General features: G+C 60.4%; 17 protein-coding genes. 10 read left to right on the top strand and 7 right to left on the bottom strand.

Annotated elements, in window-relative coordinates; all coding sequences use genetic code 11:
- Window positions 1–60 precede the first annotated feature (60 nt).
- Window positions 61–396 (bottom strand): response regulator, encoded by a 336-nt coding sequence (locus tag AC0CH3_RS15240; RefSeq protein ID WP_465238035.1) that lies wholly within the window; start codon window positions 394–396, stop codon window positions 61–63.
- Between the two features lie 48 nt (window positions 397–444).
- Here AC0CH3_RS15240 and AC0CH3_RS15235 point away from each other — a divergent pair, with 48 nt between their 5' ends.
- From AC0CH3_RS15235 to AC0CH3_RS15215, 5 genes are all read left to right on the top strand, one after another.
- Window positions 445–630, top strand: coding sequence for a hypothetical protein (locus AC0CH3_RS15235; protein WP_457326364.1), 186 nt, complete (start codon window positions 445–447; stop codon window positions 628–630).
- A 910-nt stretch (window positions 631–1,540) separates the two neighbouring features.
- Complete coding sequence (locus tag AC0CH3_RS15230; protein ID WP_156350607.1) at window positions 1,541–1,789, top strand: DUF6894 family protein; 249 nt, start codon at window positions 1,541–1,543, stop codon at window positions 1,787–1,789.
- A gap of 27 nt (window positions 1,790–1,816) precedes the next feature.
- A complete protein-coding gene (locus AC0CH3_RS15225; RefSeq protein ID WP_327196493.1) occupies window positions 1,817–1,999 on the top strand; it encodes a hypothetical protein in 183 nt (60 codons plus the stop codon).
- Between the two features lie 66 nt (window positions 2,000–2,065).
- Window positions 2,066–2,317, top strand: a complete 252-nt coding sequence (locus tag AC0CH3_RS15220; protein WP_443024786.1) for a MucR family transcriptional regulator — start codon at window positions 2,066–2,068, stop codon at window positions 2,315–2,317.
- A 425-nt stretch (window positions 2,318–2,742) separates the two neighbouring features.
- A complete protein-coding gene (locus AC0CH3_RS15215; protein ID WP_465238034.1) occupies window positions 2,743–5,118 on the top strand; it encodes a beta strand repeat-containing protein in 2,376 nt (791 codons plus the stop codon).
- Between the two features lie 10 nt (window positions 5,119–5,128).
- Here AC0CH3_RS15215 and AC0CH3_RS15210 read toward each other — a convergent pair whose 3' ends face one another.
- Window positions 5,129–5,341 carry a helix-turn-helix domain-containing protein gene (locus AC0CH3_RS15210; RefSeq protein WP_156350640.1) on the bottom strand — a complete coding sequence of 71 codons (213 nt, stop codon included), beginning with the start codon at window positions 5,339–5,341 and terminating at the stop codon, window positions 5,129–5,131.
- A 310-nt stretch (window positions 5,342–5,651) separates the two neighbouring features.
- On the opposite strand from AC0CH3_RS15210, the gene AC0CH3_RS15205 reads away from it, so the two are divergent.
- Complete coding sequence (locus AC0CH3_RS15205; protein ID WP_156350605.1) at window positions 5,652–6,170, top strand: general stress protein; 519 nt, start codon at window positions 5,652–5,654, stop codon at window positions 6,168–6,170.
- 441 nt (window positions 6,171–6,611) lie between these two features.
- Here AC0CH3_RS15205 and AC0CH3_RS15200 read toward each other — a convergent pair whose 3' ends face one another.
- The 3 genes from AC0CH3_RS15200 to AC0CH3_RS15190 all read right to left on the bottom strand — a co-directional run bounded on the left by AC0CH3_RS15200 (window position 6,612) and on the right by AC0CH3_RS15190 (window position 10,603).
- The gene (locus AC0CH3_RS15200; RefSeq protein WP_082446249.1) at window positions 6,612–7,370 is read right to left on the bottom strand and encodes an IS5 family transposase; all 759 of its coding nucleotides are present in this window, start codon (window positions 7,368–7,370) and stop codon (window positions 6,612–6,614) included.
- Between the two features lie 294 nt (window positions 7,371–7,664).
- Window positions 7,665–10,004, bottom strand: coding sequence for a putative bifunctional diguanylate cyclase/phosphodiesterase (locus AC0CH3_RS15195; protein WP_354304280.1), 2,340 nt, complete (start codon window positions 10,002–10,004; stop codon window positions 7,665–7,667).
- Entirely contained in the window at window positions 10,004–10,603 is a 600-nt protein-coding gene (locus AC0CH3_RS15190) for a cupredoxin domain-containing protein (protein WP_056024529.1), read from the bottom strand. The genes AC0CH3_RS15195 and AC0CH3_RS15190 overlap by 1 nt, the downstream gene beginning before the upstream one ends.
- 135 nt (window positions 10,604–10,738) lie before the next feature.
- Between AC0CH3_RS15190 and AC0CH3_RS15185 the strand changes: the two genes are divergently transcribed.
- From AC0CH3_RS15185 to AC0CH3_RS15170, 4 genes are all read left to right on the top strand, one after another.
- On the top strand, window positions 10,739–11,635 hold the full coding sequence (locus AC0CH3_RS15185; RefSeq protein ID WP_056024526.1) for a DUF3034 family protein: 897 nt from the start codon (window positions 10,739–10,741) through the stop codon (window positions 11,633–11,635).
- Between the two features lie 12 nt (window positions 11,636–11,647).
- Window positions 11,648–12,118 carry a group I truncated hemoglobin gene (locus tag AC0CH3_RS15180; protein ID WP_056024523.1) on the top strand — a complete coding sequence of 157 codons (471 nt, stop codon included), beginning with the start codon at window positions 11,648–11,650 and terminating at the stop codon, window positions 12,116–12,118.
- Window positions 12,119–12,269: 151 nt separating this feature from the next.
- Window positions 12,270–13,064 carry an AraC family transcriptional regulator gene (locus AC0CH3_RS15175; RefSeq protein ID WP_056024520.1) on the top strand — a complete coding sequence of 265 codons (795 nt, stop codon included), beginning with the start codon at window positions 12,270–12,272 and terminating at the stop codon, window positions 13,062–13,064.
- A 136-nt stretch (window positions 13,065–13,200) separates the two neighbouring features.
- Window positions 13,201–13,644 carry an SgcJ/EcaC family oxidoreductase gene (locus tag AC0CH3_RS15170; protein WP_162235496.1) on the top strand — a complete coding sequence of 148 codons (444 nt, stop codon included), beginning with the start codon at window positions 13,201–13,203 and terminating at the stop codon, window positions 13,642–13,644.
- A gap of 240 nt (window positions 13,645–13,884) precedes the next feature.
- On the opposite strand, the gene AC0CH3_RS15165 is transcribed toward AC0CH3_RS15170, so the two are convergent.
- Both AC0CH3_RS15165 and AC0CH3_RS15160 read right to left on the bottom strand, forming a co-directional pair.
- A complete protein-coding gene (locus AC0CH3_RS15165) occupies window positions 13,885–14,346 on the bottom strand; it encodes a VOC family protein (protein ID WP_354304283.1) in 462 nt (153 codons plus the stop codon).
- A gap of 388 nt (window positions 14,347–14,734) precedes the next feature.
- Window positions 14,735–15,622: a LysR family transcriptional regulator gene (locus tag AC0CH3_RS15160; protein WP_056024513.1), complete on the bottom strand. Its 888-nt coding sequence runs from the start codon at window positions 15,620–15,622 to the stop codon at window positions 14,735–14,737.
- Between the last annotated feature and the right edge of the window lie 6 nt (window positions 15,623–15,628).

Genomic DNA, 15,628 nt, shown 5'->3' with positions numbered 1-15,628 from the left:
ATTGGGTTTCCCCATCGTCGCCTCCTGTCCTCAAAATTAGGACCCGAGGCGTCCAGAAATCTAGGGGCTACTCAGTTTCGCGATAAAACGATCTGCTACATCGGCTCGATTATTAGTTTCACCTGTATGCCCCGACATTACGATTGTCTTCAATGTCGGGCGCAGGCGAGACGCCTCTTCAATCAAATCGAAACCATTTAATTTACCCGGCATTCGCACGTCGGTTATAAGCAAGTCTATTTCTTTATTGTTTACCAATATTGGTAAAGCATCGTCACCACTAGCCACGACTACTACACGGTACCCAAACTCTTCGAGGTACTCGTTAACTAACATTCTGATTACATTATCATCTTCTACCAGGAGAATGGTGGTGAACCTCGACAGCGATTTCATTGTCTCAAGACACTCCGCACAATCCAACGAGATTAGGGCCTCAGTGCCGTGGTAATGGTTACAAAAGCTCTTGTCCTTGAAGATAACGCTTTGGTGGGCTCGATGACAAGCGAAATGCTTACGGAATTGGGATATTATGTAATTGCTGTTGACACAGTCGAATTGGCTGCACGCGCGCTTGACGAATATTCCATTTCGGTTTTACTTTGTGATGTTGCTCTGCCGGGCAAATGACGGTCGTGGATCTAATTAAACACGGGGCAACGGCACTGCCATCAACTATTATAGCCATGTCTGGCGACCCCGAACCGGTTGGACTCCCCTCTCGCGTTCGGTATCTTGCTAAACCCTTCACGATGACGCAACTGGCCCGAGCTTGCTCCCCTTCTATTGCTAACGATGCCTGATTTTACGGTATGAAAGAGGCAAGCGCCACAAGACAGCGTCTTGCCCACTGCCGCAATATGCTAACGCCAAAGACGCTCCGTTGCCGGTCATGGCTGCGATAGGCCTGGCGCCTCTGGGTCAATCTGCGAGGCTTCGTCGGACGGTTCGAAGCGCAAAGTCCATCGGGGGTAGCCTCCCGGCGCGATCTCAATATCGGGCAGTCCTACCAAGTCGGAGCCGGTCTCAACCCATCCCGCACCGTGGCACCGATCGCATGCAGTGCGCTTGCAGCGAAAACTGACGAGATCAATCTCGGTATTCCACTGACCTCTGCCCTGGCAGACCGGACACATAGCATCCAGGCTGCCTTTACGCGGCTGGAGCGGAACGATGTCGAAGGCGTGGGGGCTTTCCGGACCGTCGCAATAGACGATGTTGCTGGCGTGAGGCATGCCCCTCACTCGCGGAGCGACCGTGATAATGCAATACACCCTCGGTACGCTTGGGTATGCCGCCCCGGTAACTGACCTAAGTTGCTCTTGATGCCCGTCTCGACGTTCCCTCCGTAGACGCAAAGTCGTTCCAGCTACGTGAGTCGAAGGCCGGGCATAGACTGAACCCCGGGCTTACCATCCCGTCGCCTCCAACGAATGCGCGCTGCGGACAAACTTGATACTGATCCACGGCAGCACGTCTTTTGTGAAAAGCAGCAACCTGTGATCTCCGTGCCCGTTTGGGAGATCAGAGGAGCATCACGATGGCACGATACTTCTTCAATACCGCTGACGACCGGCATGACCCTGATAGTGAGGGCACTGAATTGGTTGATGACGCGGCTGCAAGGAAGCATGCTATCGTTTTTGCAGGTCAGATAATGCATGGAGAACCAGCTGTCTTATGGGACGGTAGTGATTTTGTTGTCGACGTGACGAACGACCGGGGTCTGATGCTTTTCAGGCTGACAGCTTATGTTACCAATGCGCCAGCCGGCGGCGATACTAAGTAAGCATTTCGCGCTGCAATGGAGGGTCCGATGTCCGAGCATACTGGTGAGTTCAATACTATTGAATTGGCGATGAAACTAACGGTCGCGTGGTTGAGCAACCCCAACACGCGGGTGTCGGCTGCTGAGGTCACCGCGTTTCTAAACACAATGCGCGACTCAATCGCCGCACTGGCGGGTAGTGTGGAAGCGACGAGCATGGCTACCGACTAGCCTGCCGAAGATGTGCCTGCGGTATCAGTAAGAAAGTCTCTTTCCGATCCTGACCCCATCATCAGCATGATCGATGGGAAGAAGTACAAGACGTTGCGCCGCCATCTGTCGACGCATGGCATGACGCCAGCAGAATATCGGGTGCGCTATGGCCTTAAGCTTGACTACCCGATTGTCGCTGCAAATTATTCCGATAACCGCCGAGCGATTGCGCTAAAGATCGGGCTAGGCCGCCAGTCTGAAAAAGCGAAACCAGGCAAGGCCGAGGCGGCTAAACCTTCGCCGCGAAAGCGCAAGGCTGCGGACGCAGCGGAGTAGACACTGATTTTACGCCAGCTGTGCTTCAGTTGGCGAGACGCCTATTGGACCACCGTCGCTAAGGTAGCTGTCGGCAGGCCGTTTGCCGGGTTGACCGTCATCGACTTGTGAAGCTGAAAAAGGCGGATATGGGCGTGCCTTGACCGCTCGCACCGCGACTTGTTAATTCGCTGCAGCTCCTGTTGGCATCGCGCTTCGTGATATGCTCGAGCGCGCTCAGCTTCTTCAGTCATTGTACTGCCCCCTCCGTTTCACAGGATATTCTGGAGGCGGGGTTGCCAAAAAATGAAAGAACCGGACCGCCTCAAATACGAGGCGAATGTAGCGCTTTGGGTCGTTAGGCCCTTTTCGGCCCTTTGACTCGTCTTGTACTGGCAACGCCCTCAAATCAATGTGCGGGCTAAGTATCAGGTGGGGAGAGGTTCATGCGTATCGATGGAACGTCGGCTGGGGATAACCTTCAGGGCACCGACGGCGACGACGTGATCAACGGCTTCAGCGGGTTCGACCAGATCAACGGCAGGGGCGGAAACGACGTCATCGACGGCGGTGCTGATAGCGATAGTATCGAGGGCGGCGCGGGTGATGACGTCCTTGATGGGGGCGATGGAAACGACTTCATCACGGATTTCGCGAGCGGGTCGGACACGCTGCGCGGCGGCACCGGGGCGGACTCGATCAGTGTCGGCCATTATGGCTCAATTGGTGCGCTTGAAACATTGGTTGTCGAGGCAGGGACTGGCGACGATCGGGTCGAACTCAATTCCTCAGCGCGAGGTACTATGACCGTCGACTTGGGCGATGGCGCAGATAAGATATCTCTCGGGTTTATATCAAACGCGGCCGTGACGATCAGCACCGGCGCTGGTGGTGACACAGTGACGCTTCAGCAGTCAGCGTTTTTGAATTCGGCACCCGTGCTGACTGATTTTCAAGTCGGCGACCTTGGCGACGTGTTCGACATCGGTGATTATCTGGCGCGGAACGCATCAAATTTTGATGGATCAAATCCGTTTGGAGCCAGCGGACATCTGCGCCTACGCCAGTCGGATGCCGATGCATTGCTCGAATTTGATCGCGACGGCATTGTTGGAACAGGGTCGAGCTTCACGACGCTGATCCGATTCAGTAACGCCGATGCGAGGGCGTTCACAGCCGCCAATATAGGCGGGTACGCGCCCTCTGGCGATCCAGTTCAAGGCGCAGTAATCTCCGGCACCGAAAATTCGGAGAGCCTGACGGGAACCGTCGGTGCAGACACCATCACAGGGTTGGGTGGGTTCGATCAGATCGACGGGCGCAGTGGGAATGACATCATCGATGGAGGTGCGGGGTCAGACAATATCCAGGGCGGCTTCGGCGATGACGTAGTCGACGGCGGCGATGGGGACGACTTCATCAGCGACAATGGTGGCTCAGACACGCTTCGCGGCGGGACGGGAAACGACATTATCACCGTTTCCCACTCCCCCAGTGGCCCGACGACCGTAGCTGAGACGATACGAGTTGACGGTGGATCGGGCGATGACCGCGTCGGATACTATGTGTTCACAACCGGCACGGGTACTATTGATCTTGGCGAAGGTGCGGATCGGCTCATGTTGGGGAACGGTCCAGGCGCCGTACGAGCAACGCTAGGGGCTGGGCGCGACCAAGTAGAACTGTCGAGCTTCGCGGCCCAAAATGCGGTCCCGGTAATCACCGACTTTACCAGTGGGGTTGCCGGCGACAACATTGAGATTACGTCTAATTTCGCCTTTGGCTTCCAAGGCTGGGACGGGTCCAATCCGTTCGGTGCGAGCGGTTATCTTCGCTTGGTTCAAGCGGGACCGGACACTCTATTTCAGATTGACCGCGATGGCGCATTCGGCCGTAATGCCGGTTTCCAGACGCTTGCCCGCCTAGAGAATGTTAGCGCAGCATCGCTTACTGCGGACAATTTTAGCGGGTACGCACCGACCTTCATCGCCGCGGCTGACCTCGCGACTGCATTCGTGACGGCGCCCACGTTGGTTACTGAAGGTGTGGATTCCTCGTTCACGCTAGGACTAACACTCAAGAACGTGACGAATGTCGGTACCGCGGTGACGATGTCGTTCTTGAACGATCGATCGACCGCCGCCAACGGCGCAGACGTGAATGTAGGCAGCTTCTCTGGCACCTTCTCCGTTACCCAATCGGCCGCAGGCGACTACCTGATCAACCTTGGTAGAATTGCCGTGCTGGACGATGCCGCAGTCGAGAGCGAAGAAACCATAGCAATCCGGATTACCGCAAGCGGCCAGACGTTCGAGACCGGCACTGACAGCATCGTCGTTGAGATCAAACTACGTAGCGACGATCCTTCGGGCACGGCAGATGCGGATACGCTGATCGGGACACCAGGCGGCGATGTGCTGCGTGGACTCGCAGGTGCGGACTCGTTGTCTGGCCTGGCGGGACGCGACCTGTTGGAGGGCGGATTAGGCAATGACCTTTTGCTCGGCGGTACTGACGGAGACGTTTTCCTGTTTACTGGCAGTGGCTTAGGCAATGACCGTATTGGAGACTTTGGCCTAGACGATGTGCTCGTGACGACCCGAAAAATTATAGACAAGGATGGTGACGGGGTGATCTTGTTCGGGTCAGACCGCGACCTCGATTTCACGGGAGGCGGTCAAGTGGTGATTACGACAGATGCACGCGCGCGGCTAACGAGCCTGGAATATGACGGCGCCTTCGCTGTCGGCGACCTGACGTACTTTGTTTATAGTCGGATCGGGTCGGTGGCGGGGGTTTCGGACGCAGACCTGCTACTATGAAAGAACGATCCTACGCTTGTAGCATTGCCGAGCGTGCTCGGAATTTACCGCCTCTGCGGCGTCGTGCGCGGTGCGCGCGGCCATGCCACAAGCGGTAGACTATTCGAGGCGTACATCCCAGCAATTCGGCCATCTGATTTTCAGTCCGGCCGAGCCGATACAGCCGCATGATCTGCTCATTCCTATCGGGCTTGCGCAACGATCGGGGGCGTCCGGTTGATATTTGCTCGGGAGGTTAAGCAGGACCGTAAGCTGCCAGGCGGGAATCTTCGGTTATTGGAGCGCGCCGTGATCGAGAACGCGGTGCGAGATGGAAGCGACTGGGTTTTAGCAGCAATCGTTATAGCTCGTGCCAGTGAATATCTCGATCATTGTTGATTGGCATAGCGAGTTAATCGCCGGTGCAGCGCCTCCTTGCGCTTTGTCGCAACAATCAAGGTTACTACGGCGCTAACCCTCAATATCTGGAACGATAGGAAGTCGGCGCGACTTCTAAGCTCATCTTTAACCGCCATTATCGACTGGATCTAATGATGACCACGAACTTGGTATCCGCCGTCTTCGATAATCACGCCGAAGCAGAGCGCGCCGTGTCGGAGCTTCGCGCTGCCGGTGTCAATGACAGCGCCATTTCGATCGTAGCTCAGCACGACGGCAAAAACACGACCACAGATGGCAACGGCGACACCCAGGAGTTCGTCGGCAAGGTTGCTGCCGGCGCTGGTATCGGCACGCTGCTCGGTATCGCTGCCCTTGCCATTCCAGGCGTCGGTCCACTGGTCGCTGCTGGCGCGATCGCATCCGCGGCGATCCCCGCTGCAGCGGTAACCGGGGCAGCCCTTGGCGGCGCTGTTAGCGGGCTGGAGAAGGTGATGACCGACCACGGTGTAAGCCGCGTCGATGCCAGCTATTACGAAGGCCGGATCAACGAGGGTGGCGTTTTTGTCTCGGTCGACACCAATGCGGCAGGCATCACGTCTGAGGAGGCAGCGGATGTGCTGTATCGGTCGGGCGGACACACCTCGACGCGTACGAAGGTGGCGATGGCTTAACGCGCTGGATTGTTTGGGAGCGAGACATCGGCACCGTCCCGATCCGGGAATGGATCAGGCCGTTCGTCTTGTAGTCTCGGCTGGCATCAGCGACACCATGAAGCGAGCTCGCTTACCCAAGACGGCGAAGGCTCGGTATCCCGCCCGCGGCATATGCGGTGTCACACGGAGCGGGCGGGGTGCTTCACCATGATTTAACCACGCCGCGGTACTGCCTGGCTCGAGGCTTTCGCTTCAAGTGTAGAGTACCTCAGCGCCCCGCCTGTTTCAGTCACACGGACACGCGGGGCGCTTATCGATTGCCCGGCTCTATCGAACGCCGAACCTGCCCTGTAGTTCTCGTCATCATCGTTTCGCTTGCGACCGGCCAAGACGTTCTCCAGCTCAGACAGCTAATGCGGTGCGTCGATGTGCCGCGCTGCTAGGGTCAGGACTCATTGGTCAGAGCCAGAAGATGACGGTGGCCGCGAGCGCGACGGCAGAGAAGAAGACGGTTGGGCAGCGGTCGTAGCGAGTGGCGACGCGGCGCCAATCCTTCAGACAGCCGAACATGATCTCGATGCGGCTGCGGCGCCGGTAGCGGCGCTTGTCGTATTTGACCGGCTCGTTGCGCGATCTGCGGCCCGGGATGCATGGCTGGATGCCCTTGGCTTCCAGGGCGTCCCTGAACCAATCGGCGTCATAACCACGGTCGCCAAGCAGCCACTGTGCTTTCGGCAGATCGTCGAGCAAGGCTGCCGCGCCGGTGTAGTCGCTGACCTGCCCGGCGGTCATGAAGAAGCTCAAGGGCCGCCCATCCGCATCGCTGACGGCGTGCAGACTGGTGTTCATGCCGCCTTTCGTGCGGCCGATCAGGCGGCCGAGATCCCCTTTTTTTTCCCGCAGACTCGATGCCGTGCGGTGTGCCTTCAGGTAGGTCGCGTCGATCATGACCGTTTTCGGTACGGCTTCCGCTGCCGCGAGCCCCTCCATCATGCGCAAGAAGACACCCCTCTCGCCCCACCGCTTCCAGCGATTGTAGTGCGTCTTGTGCGGCCCATAGTCCTTCGGCGCATCACACCAGCGTAGCCCGTTGCGATTGACGAAAACGATGCCGCTGAGCACCCGCCGATCATCGACCCGAGGCTTGCCATGGCTCTTGGGAAAGAACGGTTGCAGACGCGCCATCTGCTCATCCGTCAGCCAGTACAGGTCGCTCATCCACGCTCTCCTCACGGAGCCTGAATCAGATCGCGCCTCTCACATCAATGGGTCCTGACCCTAACGAAGGACGACCCATAAGTCGCTGTTCAGAGGCCTCCCCGGCTTTCCCAACTTCAGACGCTCGTTAATCTTAGCCAGACGGTCTCGATCGGCCACCAAAGCCGGCCTCGGAGAGCAAAAAGTGAGACAAAACCGTCGTCCGGGTAATCTGGCGTGAAAGTCGGGTTTTGGATATCCGGCCATCTTCAGACGTCGTGCGCCGCCTTGAGGGGATGCCCCCTCTTCCATCCGTTAGGCAGCCTGGCTCGTTCTATTCTCGAGCAGCCCGGCGATACGGCAACTCGCAACTGGTCGGCTGAATAGAAACCCCTGGATATTACCGCAGCCCTCGCCGCGCAGCAGGTCGAGCTGCCCGATATCTTCGACGCCCTCGGCGGTCGTTTCCATGTGCAGCGCGGTCGCCAAGTCTACGATCGCGCGGACGATCGCCGCGGCGCTCGGATCGCTGGCGATGCTAGTGATGAACGAGCGGTCGATCTTGATCTTGTCGAACGGGAAGCTGCGGAGGTAGCTGAGCGACGAATAGCCGGTGCCGAAATCGTCGAGCGCAACCCGGATGCCCATCGCGCGCAGCTTGTGCAGCAACGCGATCACCGGCCCCTCGCCGTCAAGGAAGACTGATTCTGTGATCTCGATCTCGAGCCGGTCGGGTGCCAGCCCACTACGCGAGAGCGCCTGGAGAATGATCGCCTGGAACCCGGTGTTGCGAAACTGCAGCGGCGACACGTTTACCGCGACGCGGACATGCTCGGGCCAGTGTATCGCCTGACGGCAGGCCTCCTGCATCACCCATTCGCCGATCGCGATGATCAGCCCGGTATCCTCGGCGATCGGAATAAATTCGGCCGGGGGAATGATGCCGCGCTCCGGGTGATGCCAGCGCACCAGCGCTTCAAACCCGCCGATCCGGTCGGCCTTCAGGTCGAACACAGGCTGGTAGTTGAGGACGAAATGGCCCGCCTGAATCGCTTCACGAAGGTCGAGTTCGACCTGCCGACGCCAGCGCGCCGCGGCGTCGAGCGCAGGTTCGAAGAACCGGAAGACGCCGCGACCGTCTTCTTTCGCGAGATACAGTGCGAGATCGGCATTCTTGAGGAGTTCGTCGGCATCCTCGCCGTCGACCGGGCCGATCGCGATGCCGATGCTGACCGCCGTCGCGATCCGGTGGCCATCGGCCTCGACCGGCTGGCGCATCACGTCGAGGATGCTCTGTGCGAGGACGCGCGGGCGATCGGCATCGAACTGGCCCGACAGGATCACCGCATATTCGTCACCGCCGAGTCGCGAAACCAGCCCGTCGGGCGCGACCTCGCTCAACATCGCGCCGATCGCTTTCAGCAACGCATCGCCGACCGGATGGCCGAGCGTGTCGTTCACGCCCTTGAAGCGATCAAGATCAAGACACAGCACCGCGATCGCCCCGCCGGTCCGCCCGACTTGAAGGATCGCCTGGTCAAGCGACTGACGAAAATACGTCCGGTTGGGCAGGCCGGTGAGGACGTCGTGGAACGCGAGATGCGTGATCCGGTTCTCGCGTTCGACGATACCGACCGACATCCGATTGAAGCTGGCGGCGAGCCTGCCGATCTCGTCGCGGCCCTTCACGACGATATGGGCGCGCCCCCCCTCCTCCAGCGCTCGCGCGGCAGCGTCCAGCGCGGCGATTGGTCCGGCGATCCCCCTCGCCAGCCGCCTGCTGCCGAGCACGACGAGGATCAGCCCGGCCAATCCGGCGAGCGCGATGCCCGCCTGCAACGGCAGGTACGGGGTCAGTGCGGCGTTGAGCGGATAGCGGATTAGAATTGCCGCCTGCGGTCGACGCGTTAGTCCGGCAAGCGGCTTTGCGATCGCGAAAGCGCGTCCGATTGACAGGTTGAGCGTCGCAAGAGTCCGGGTTGATTGCGATGCGTCGACCAGATCGTCGACCGCGGAGTCGGATCCGATCGACCTGTCCGCCGCGTGCCAGCGCCCTGCGCCATCGCTTCGCATGATCGTTGCGATCAGCGGGATCGCGGACAAGCGTTCGAGAGCGCGCATCTCGGTGCCGTCGAGCCGCACTGCGAAGACCACCCAGCCGATCTGCGTCGGTGCCATGACCGGTGAGAGGATCAATCGGTACACCTGCCCCGCCACCACTACAACCGCGTCACGCCGGCCGTCCGGCACCGCGAACGGGAACCGGGCAGCCGTCGAGGCAAGTGCGCCTGAGGGGCCGGTAACCTGACCGTCCTGATCAACCACGAACGCGGCGGTGACCTCGGCCCGTTGGCTGATATTGGCGAGCGCGGACGCGATCGTCGGCCGGTCGCCGCTGGCGACCGCGGCCCGGAATCCAAAATCTCGCGACAACAGGTTCGCGGACGCAATCAACGATTGCGACCTGAGCGACCAGATCCGATCGTAGACGCTGCCGCTGGCAATGAGTTCCTGGCGCACGGAGTCGCGCGCGTGCGTCCAGATCATGGCCTGCGCGACGAACGCGAGTATCACCAGCGTCACCGCGAACAGGCTCGCATATAGCACCGACAGCTTGGTCCGGAGATGGCGGAACCGCGGCGGGCGTAAAGGCATCACCGGTGCAGCACGAAGGTCGTGGCAAAGCCGGTCGCGGCAACATCGATCGGCTGGGACGCAGTGCTGCCGGGCGCCCGGATCGAGGGGTGCCAGACGCGGACCGTCGCTGTGCCTGGGGGCACGCCGGCAATGCTGACATGCCCAGCCTGGTCGGTCAGTCCGGCAAACGGGGTGGCGGTCACGAACACGAACCCGCTCATCGAATCATGAATGTTGCAGCCTAGCGGGACCACGCCCGGACGGTCGAACAGGACGGTGCGCGACTCCTCCTGCCCGTAGAGTTTCAGGTCGAACTTCCTGGCCTTCGAAAACGAATAGACGTGGTGACGCACCCGATCGCGATTGGGGAAGCCGACCGTCGCGCCGACGGGGACGATCAGCACATGCGGTTGAAACGCGATGTCCCGCTGCTCGATCATGTACGGCCCCCGCACCGTCACCCCAGGCGCCTTGGGCGTCTCGATCGTCACCACCGCGCCCGGCAGCGGCTTGCCGTCGAAACCACGGACATCGATCACCACCGGGCCGGCATGCGCAGCGACAGGCAGCGCAGACGCCGCGAACATCAGACTCAGGCGGAGGACAGATACGTGCATGCATCGGCCTCTAACAGTCGGAGAATTGCAAACCGGTAAACGTCATCGGCCTGTCATGCCTTTTCGAGCGGGCGACGCGTCGATGGCCTGGCGAGGGAGACCGACTATTAACCAATAGTCTCCAAGAAAGGCCGGATGATTCGTATTCCGCTTTCGACTGTTGCCGGATGTATTGCGAAGGTCGCGGTGGCGACCGCCGTCATGACGACGACCCCCGGCGCGGCACGCGAGGGTCGCGCCGGCGGCAAGCTGATGCTGACCAACGGCGTCACCACGATCGAAGGCAGTTCGGGTGGCGGCATCTCCACCTGGGCTCTGATCGCCGGCAACGAAACCGTCGACGGGATCGGCGGGTCCGCGCATGTCTCGGTCATCCTACTGCCGGACTACCGCTGGCAAAGCCACGGCGCAGCCATCGGCGTCCACGACCGGTGGGAACTGAGCTACGCCCGACAGAATCTCGACACACGCGACGTCGGTGCAACGCTCGGTATCGGCCGCGGCTACACGCTCAGCCAGGACGTGTTCGGTGCCAAGCTGCGCGTCGCCGGCGATGCCGTCTATGGCAGCCCCTACCTGCCCCAGATCGCGATCGGCATGCAGTACAAGCGCAGTTCCGATCCGCAGATCGTCGCCGCGGTTGGCGGACGCCACACCAGCGGATCCGATCTCTACGTCGCTGCCACCAAGCTCCTGCTGCGGCAGAGCATCCTGCTCAGCACCACGATCCGCTACACCAACGCCAACCAGAACGGCCTGCTCGGGTTCGGTGGCGATCGCGGTACGAATCGCCGCGTCCAGGTCGAGAGCACGCTCGGCTATCAAATCTCGCGCCAGCTCGTCGTCGGCGGCGAATACCGGTCGAAACCCGACAATCTCGGGTTCGCCACGGAAAATGACTGGAAGACCGTCTATGGCGCTTATGCGATCAATAAGAACCTGACTGCGACCGCGGCCCTTGTCGATCTCGGATCGATCGCGACGGCCGAGCGCCAACGCGGCGGCTTCCTGTCGCTCCAGACGGCCTTCTAGGGAGCGTTTTCGATGATCTTGCTTGCCCTGCTCGTCCTCCTCCAGACCACACCCACGCCACCGGGCGAGGACCCGGTCGCGCCCTATGCGATGAGCGACGCCAATGTCGGCGGTGGTCCGTTCAAGGGCGTTGCCATGCTTGAGGCGTTTCACGGGGTGGCTGGCATCGACCGGATCGTCGACGATCTGGTGAAGGCGAGCCAGGCCGATCCGCGGATCGGAGACATCTTCAAGGGGCAGGACATGATCCGCCTTCGCCGCACGCTGAAGGAGCAGTTCTGCGCCCTGTTGAACGGCGGCTGTAGCTATACCGGTCGCGACATGGCGACCGCGCACAAGAATCTCGGGATCCAGGCGAAGGACATGAATGCGCTGGTTGAAAACCTCCAGGCCGCCATGCGTCACGAGGGTGTGACGTTTCCAGCCCAAAACGCCTTCCTCGCCAAGCTTGCGGTAATGAAGTCGAACGTCGTCACCCGTTAGAAAATGACCCACAACTGGCCATTCATAGCTAGATTGCCGCTCCCCAACTTCAGACGCTTGTTCATACGGTTGGCACGGTGCCGAAGTCGGTCATGAACTCTCTGCCAGTGATGAAGCTAGCGCGCGCGGTTCGGTTGCGCGATGACGCAGCATGATCGTCGATCAACGCCAAGCTGATGCGAGTCTCAGGGGCGTCGTGCGCTCCTATGCCGAGCGGCAAGCGCAGCTTGGCGTGCATGCCGTGACATCACCCTTACCGGCGAGACCTGATCAATTCATCGAGTTTTATTTGCAGGACCGCTACCGGGTTTCGCACGATGACCGCGCAGCATCATTCGCGCCCGAGGTCGTGATCGTCGGCCCCCAGAGCTACCGGCGCACACGCCTCATCCTGTCCGGCAGCATCCATGTATTCACGATCCGATTTGAACCTGCTGGATTCCATGCTCTGTTCGGCACGCCGATGACCGCGTTGGTCAACGAGGGCATCGCGATCAGCGACGTCATCGGCCCGGCCGGGACGGATCTGCGGGATGCAGTCATGATGGCTTTCAACTTCGATGAGCGGGTCGGCGCCGCAGAGCGCTGGTTGAGGAGCAAACTTGATCGCTTATCCCCCGTCGACCCGGTGGCGTTTTCCGCTGCTGCGTTGCAACGTGCGGGGGGAAGGTTGAGCGTGCGCTCGCTTGCCCGGGGGGCTGAACTCAGTGACCGACAGTTCACGCGTCGGTTTGAGCGACAGGTCGGCCTCACCCCCAAACTGTTTGCGCGAACGGTACGACTAAATGCGGTACTCGACGCGAAGGTCCGCTCGCCGTGTGCTACCTGGACGGAGTTGGTCCACGACGCCGGTTATGCGGATCAGGCACACTTTGTACGCGATTGCCGTGCCCTCGCCGGAAGTCCTCCCACCAGCTTCTTTGCAGAATGGGCACGAGGGCGCTGACGCTTTTGTTCAATCGCGGCCGTGTCGCTAGCGCTAAACCGCCCGCACCTATGGAGGACGCGACATGGACCGGCGGCAAACGATATTGGGGCTACTTGCGGCAGGGCCGTTAATGAGCAGTGGGACAGGGGCGGCGATGCTGAACACGACGGCTGACAAGGTGCAGCGACTGGCGGAACGATACGCCGATGCGTGGAACGCCTCCGACATGGACGCGATGGCCAAGCTGTACGCTGGTGATGTGCACTGGGTGAACATCGTGGGCATGCATTGGCAGGGCAAGGCGCAGGTCGACCGAGCTTACCGTGCTTACTTCGACATCATGTTCAAGGGTGTCCCTCTGACACTCGAAGCAGTTGAATCCGTTGTCGCCCTGCCCGGAGGAGCTTTGGTTGCCGTGCTTCGATGGGCAGTTGGTGCATTCAGAACGCCCTTTGGCGAGCAGATGCCGCCAAGCCGCGATCGCATGTCACTCGTTCTGATCCCACGAGCCGATGAACTCGTGATCGCGCATGGTTCTAACGTTCAGATCAACGAGCAAGCGCGAAACTCTGACCCTATTCGCCAAAGGCAGCGATAGCTGACGCAGGATCGGAAACGCAGAGGTCCTGCTAATAGATGAGCTCGGGAGCTCTGCCCGACCTCCTTCGTCGGTTTCGGCGGCCAAGACCCACTTGCGGTCATTCGCGGCCTCTTTCTGGCTCCCCAATCTCTGCCATCCATTCAGGATTGCGGCAGAGAAGGTGCTGAGCCTTGGCCCTGCCCGCTGCCTCGCCAGCTTTCAAAAGGATGATGAGGCGGCAAAGCTTTTACCGACCCATTAACTGGCTGTCGGCTGCATAAGCTCTATCGTGATATGATCGGGGCCTGAAACGTAGGCCACCAACGTTCCCTTCCGTGGACCACCCGGGACCGGCAGCGGATTGCCTTTCGCCTTCCATCCTGCTGCTTCGACGCGGGCAATGGCGACGTGAATATCCTTTACGGTCAGAGCCAGGTGGGCCGCTCCGATCGATCCCGCGCCGCTGGGCACCGTCCCGTTCTGGAGCCCGTTTGAATATTCCAACAGTTCGACCACGTGACCGTCTTGTGCCTTGACGATCGCCGTTTTCACACTCGGATCATCGACACCTGTCACCTGATGCAGGAAGTCGCCCCCCATCTCCGATTGCCGCTCAAGTGTGAAACCGAGCGCTCCCGTCCAGAACCGAACGGCTTCGTCCAAAGACGACACAGCGAAGCCTGTGTGGTCCACGGCAATTACGTTTGCGGCGTCCGTCATTACTGCCCTCTCACTGGTATGCCGGCCGTGCTTACCACGCGACCGTTCACCATAGTAAACCGCTTTCCCAAAACCCTTCCCCGCATAAACTTTCCCAATATGGGCTGGTGGACACGGAGAAACGGAAAGTCTTCGAGCCTCTTAAAGCAGCGGGTTCCCGGATGTGAAAGACCTTGGGAGCAGACGAGCTTGGTCATGCCGCGATCAGGCAACCAGCGGCCGCGGAGACCCAATTACAGGCGTTCGGACCGGCCGTCCCGTTTCCCAGCTTCAGACACTCGTTCATGCCCTTAGGTCTTTGAAAGTTGACGGCGACGTCGCTCACCAAAGCGCCTCGTGGTCATCCAGACCATCAACTGCTCTCAATCTTGTCAAAGCACATTTGCAATCACATGCGCATTGCCGCCACGAAGGCCTGAAAGGCGGCAGTCGGTTGACGTCGGCTCGGATAATAGAGGTGATTCGGGGGCAAGGTGGGTGCCCAGTCGGCCAGCACTTCGACCAGAGTACCGGCGGCCAGTTGCAGCGCGGCATGTGGCAGCGGCAGGCAAGTCACCCCCAGCCCTGCCACTGCAGCGTCGCGCATCACGTCGATATCGTTGGTGATGAAGTCGCTGCGGACTGACCGTTCCACCTTTCGGCCATCCCGCTCGAATTCCCAGCGGTGTACGACGCCAGAGGACGTGTATCGGTAACACAGACAACGATGAGCGGCGATACCGTCGGGATCGACGGGAGCGGGATGATCGGCGAGGTAGGCCGGCGCGGCGACGAAGACGAGCGGCACCGGCGCGCTGATACGGACCGATATCATGTCGGCCTGCAGGGTCTGGGCATGCCGGACCCCGCAATCAAATCGGTCCGCGACGATGTCGACGAACCCGTCGTCGACCACCAGTTCGACGGCGAGGTCGGGATAGGCGCGCGCAAAGTCGGCCAGCCGCGGCAGAATGGCGTAGATCGCCGCGACCCGGTGCGCGCTGACCCGGATCCGCCCCGCCGGCCGTTCGCGGGCATTGTCGAGATCGGCCAGCGCGCCCGCGACCGAGGCGATCGCCGGCCTCAACCGCACCAGCAGTTCCTCGCCTGCGGGCGTCGGCGCCAGCGACCGGGTGGTACGGTCGAGCAGCCGGACGCCCAGTTTCGTCTCAAGCGACCGCATCGCATGGCTCAAGGCGGAGGCGGACAATCCAAGACGCGTTGCCGCTCGTGCGAAGCTGCCAGCCTCGACGATAGTTTCGAACACCGCGAGACCGGACCAGAGATCACGATCCATTCCTGA

The organism is Sphingomonas sp. AC449, from assembly GCF_979253475.1.
The sequence above is the reverse complement of the archived record's forward strand: the minus strand, read 5'-3'. Positions and strand labels throughout refer to the sequence as shown.

Excerpts from the sequence above, each read along its gene's own strand:
- AC0CH3_RS15240 (WP_465238035.1), bottom strand. The coding sequence starts at position 396 with ATGAAATCGCTGTCGAGGTTCACCACCATTCTCCTGGTAGAAGATGAT.
- AC0CH3_RS15185 (WP_056024526.1), top strand. The coding sequence starts at position 10,739 with ATGATTCGTATTCCGCTTTCGACTGTTGCCGGATGTATTGCGAAGGTC.
- AC0CH3_RS15180 (WP_056024523.1), top strand. The coding sequence starts at position 11,648 with ATGATCTTGCTTGCCCTGCTCGTCCTCCTCCAGACCACACCCACGCCA.
- AC0CH3_RS15225 (WP_327196493.1), top strand. The coding sequence starts at position 1,817 with ATGTCCGAGCATACTGGTGAGTTCAATACTATTGAATTGGCGATGAAA.
- AC0CH3_RS15170 (WP_162235496.1), top strand. The coding sequence starts at position 13,201 with ATGCTGAACACGACGGCTGACAAGGTGCAGCGACTGGCGGAACGATAC.
- AC0CH3_RS15205 (WP_156350605.1), top strand. The coding sequence starts at position 5,652 with ATGACCACGAACTTGGTATCCGCCGTCTTCGATAATCACGCCGAAGCA.
- AC0CH3_RS15190 (WP_056024529.1), bottom strand. The coding sequence starts at position 10,603 with ATGCACGTATCTGTCCTCCGCCTGAGTCTGATGTTCGCGGCGTCTGCG.
- AC0CH3_RS15200 (WP_082446249.1), bottom strand. The coding sequence starts at position 7,370 with ATGAGCGACCTGTACTGGCTGACGGATGAGCAGATGGCGCGTCTGCAA.
- AC0CH3_RS15220 (WP_443024786.1), top strand. The coding sequence starts at position 2,066 with ATGATCGATGGGAAGAAGTACAAGACGTTGCGCCGCCATCTGTCGACG.
- AC0CH3_RS15175 (WP_056024520.1), top strand. The coding sequence starts at position 12,270 with ATGATCGTCGATCAACGCCAAGCTGATGCGAGTCTCAGGGGCGTCGTG.
- AC0CH3_RS15230 (WP_156350607.1), top strand. The coding sequence starts at position 1,541 with ATGGCACGATACTTCTTCAATACCGCTGACGACCGGCATGACCCTGAT.
- AC0CH3_RS15215 (WP_465238034.1), top strand. The coding sequence starts at position 2,743 with ATGCGTATCGATGGAACGTCGGCTGGGGATAACCTTCAGGGCACCGAC.
- AC0CH3_RS15160 (WP_056024513.1), bottom strand. The coding sequence starts at position 15,622 with ATGGATCGTGATCTCTGGTCCGGTCTCGCGGTGTTCGAAACTATCGTC.
- AC0CH3_RS15195 (WP_354304280.1), bottom strand. The coding sequence starts at position 10,004 with ATGCCTTTACGCCCGCCGCGGTTCCGCCATCTCCGGACCAAGCTGTCG.
- AC0CH3_RS15165 (WP_354304283.1), bottom strand. The coding sequence starts at position 14,346 with ATGACGGACGCCGCAAACGTAATTGCCGTGGACCACACAGGCTTCGCT.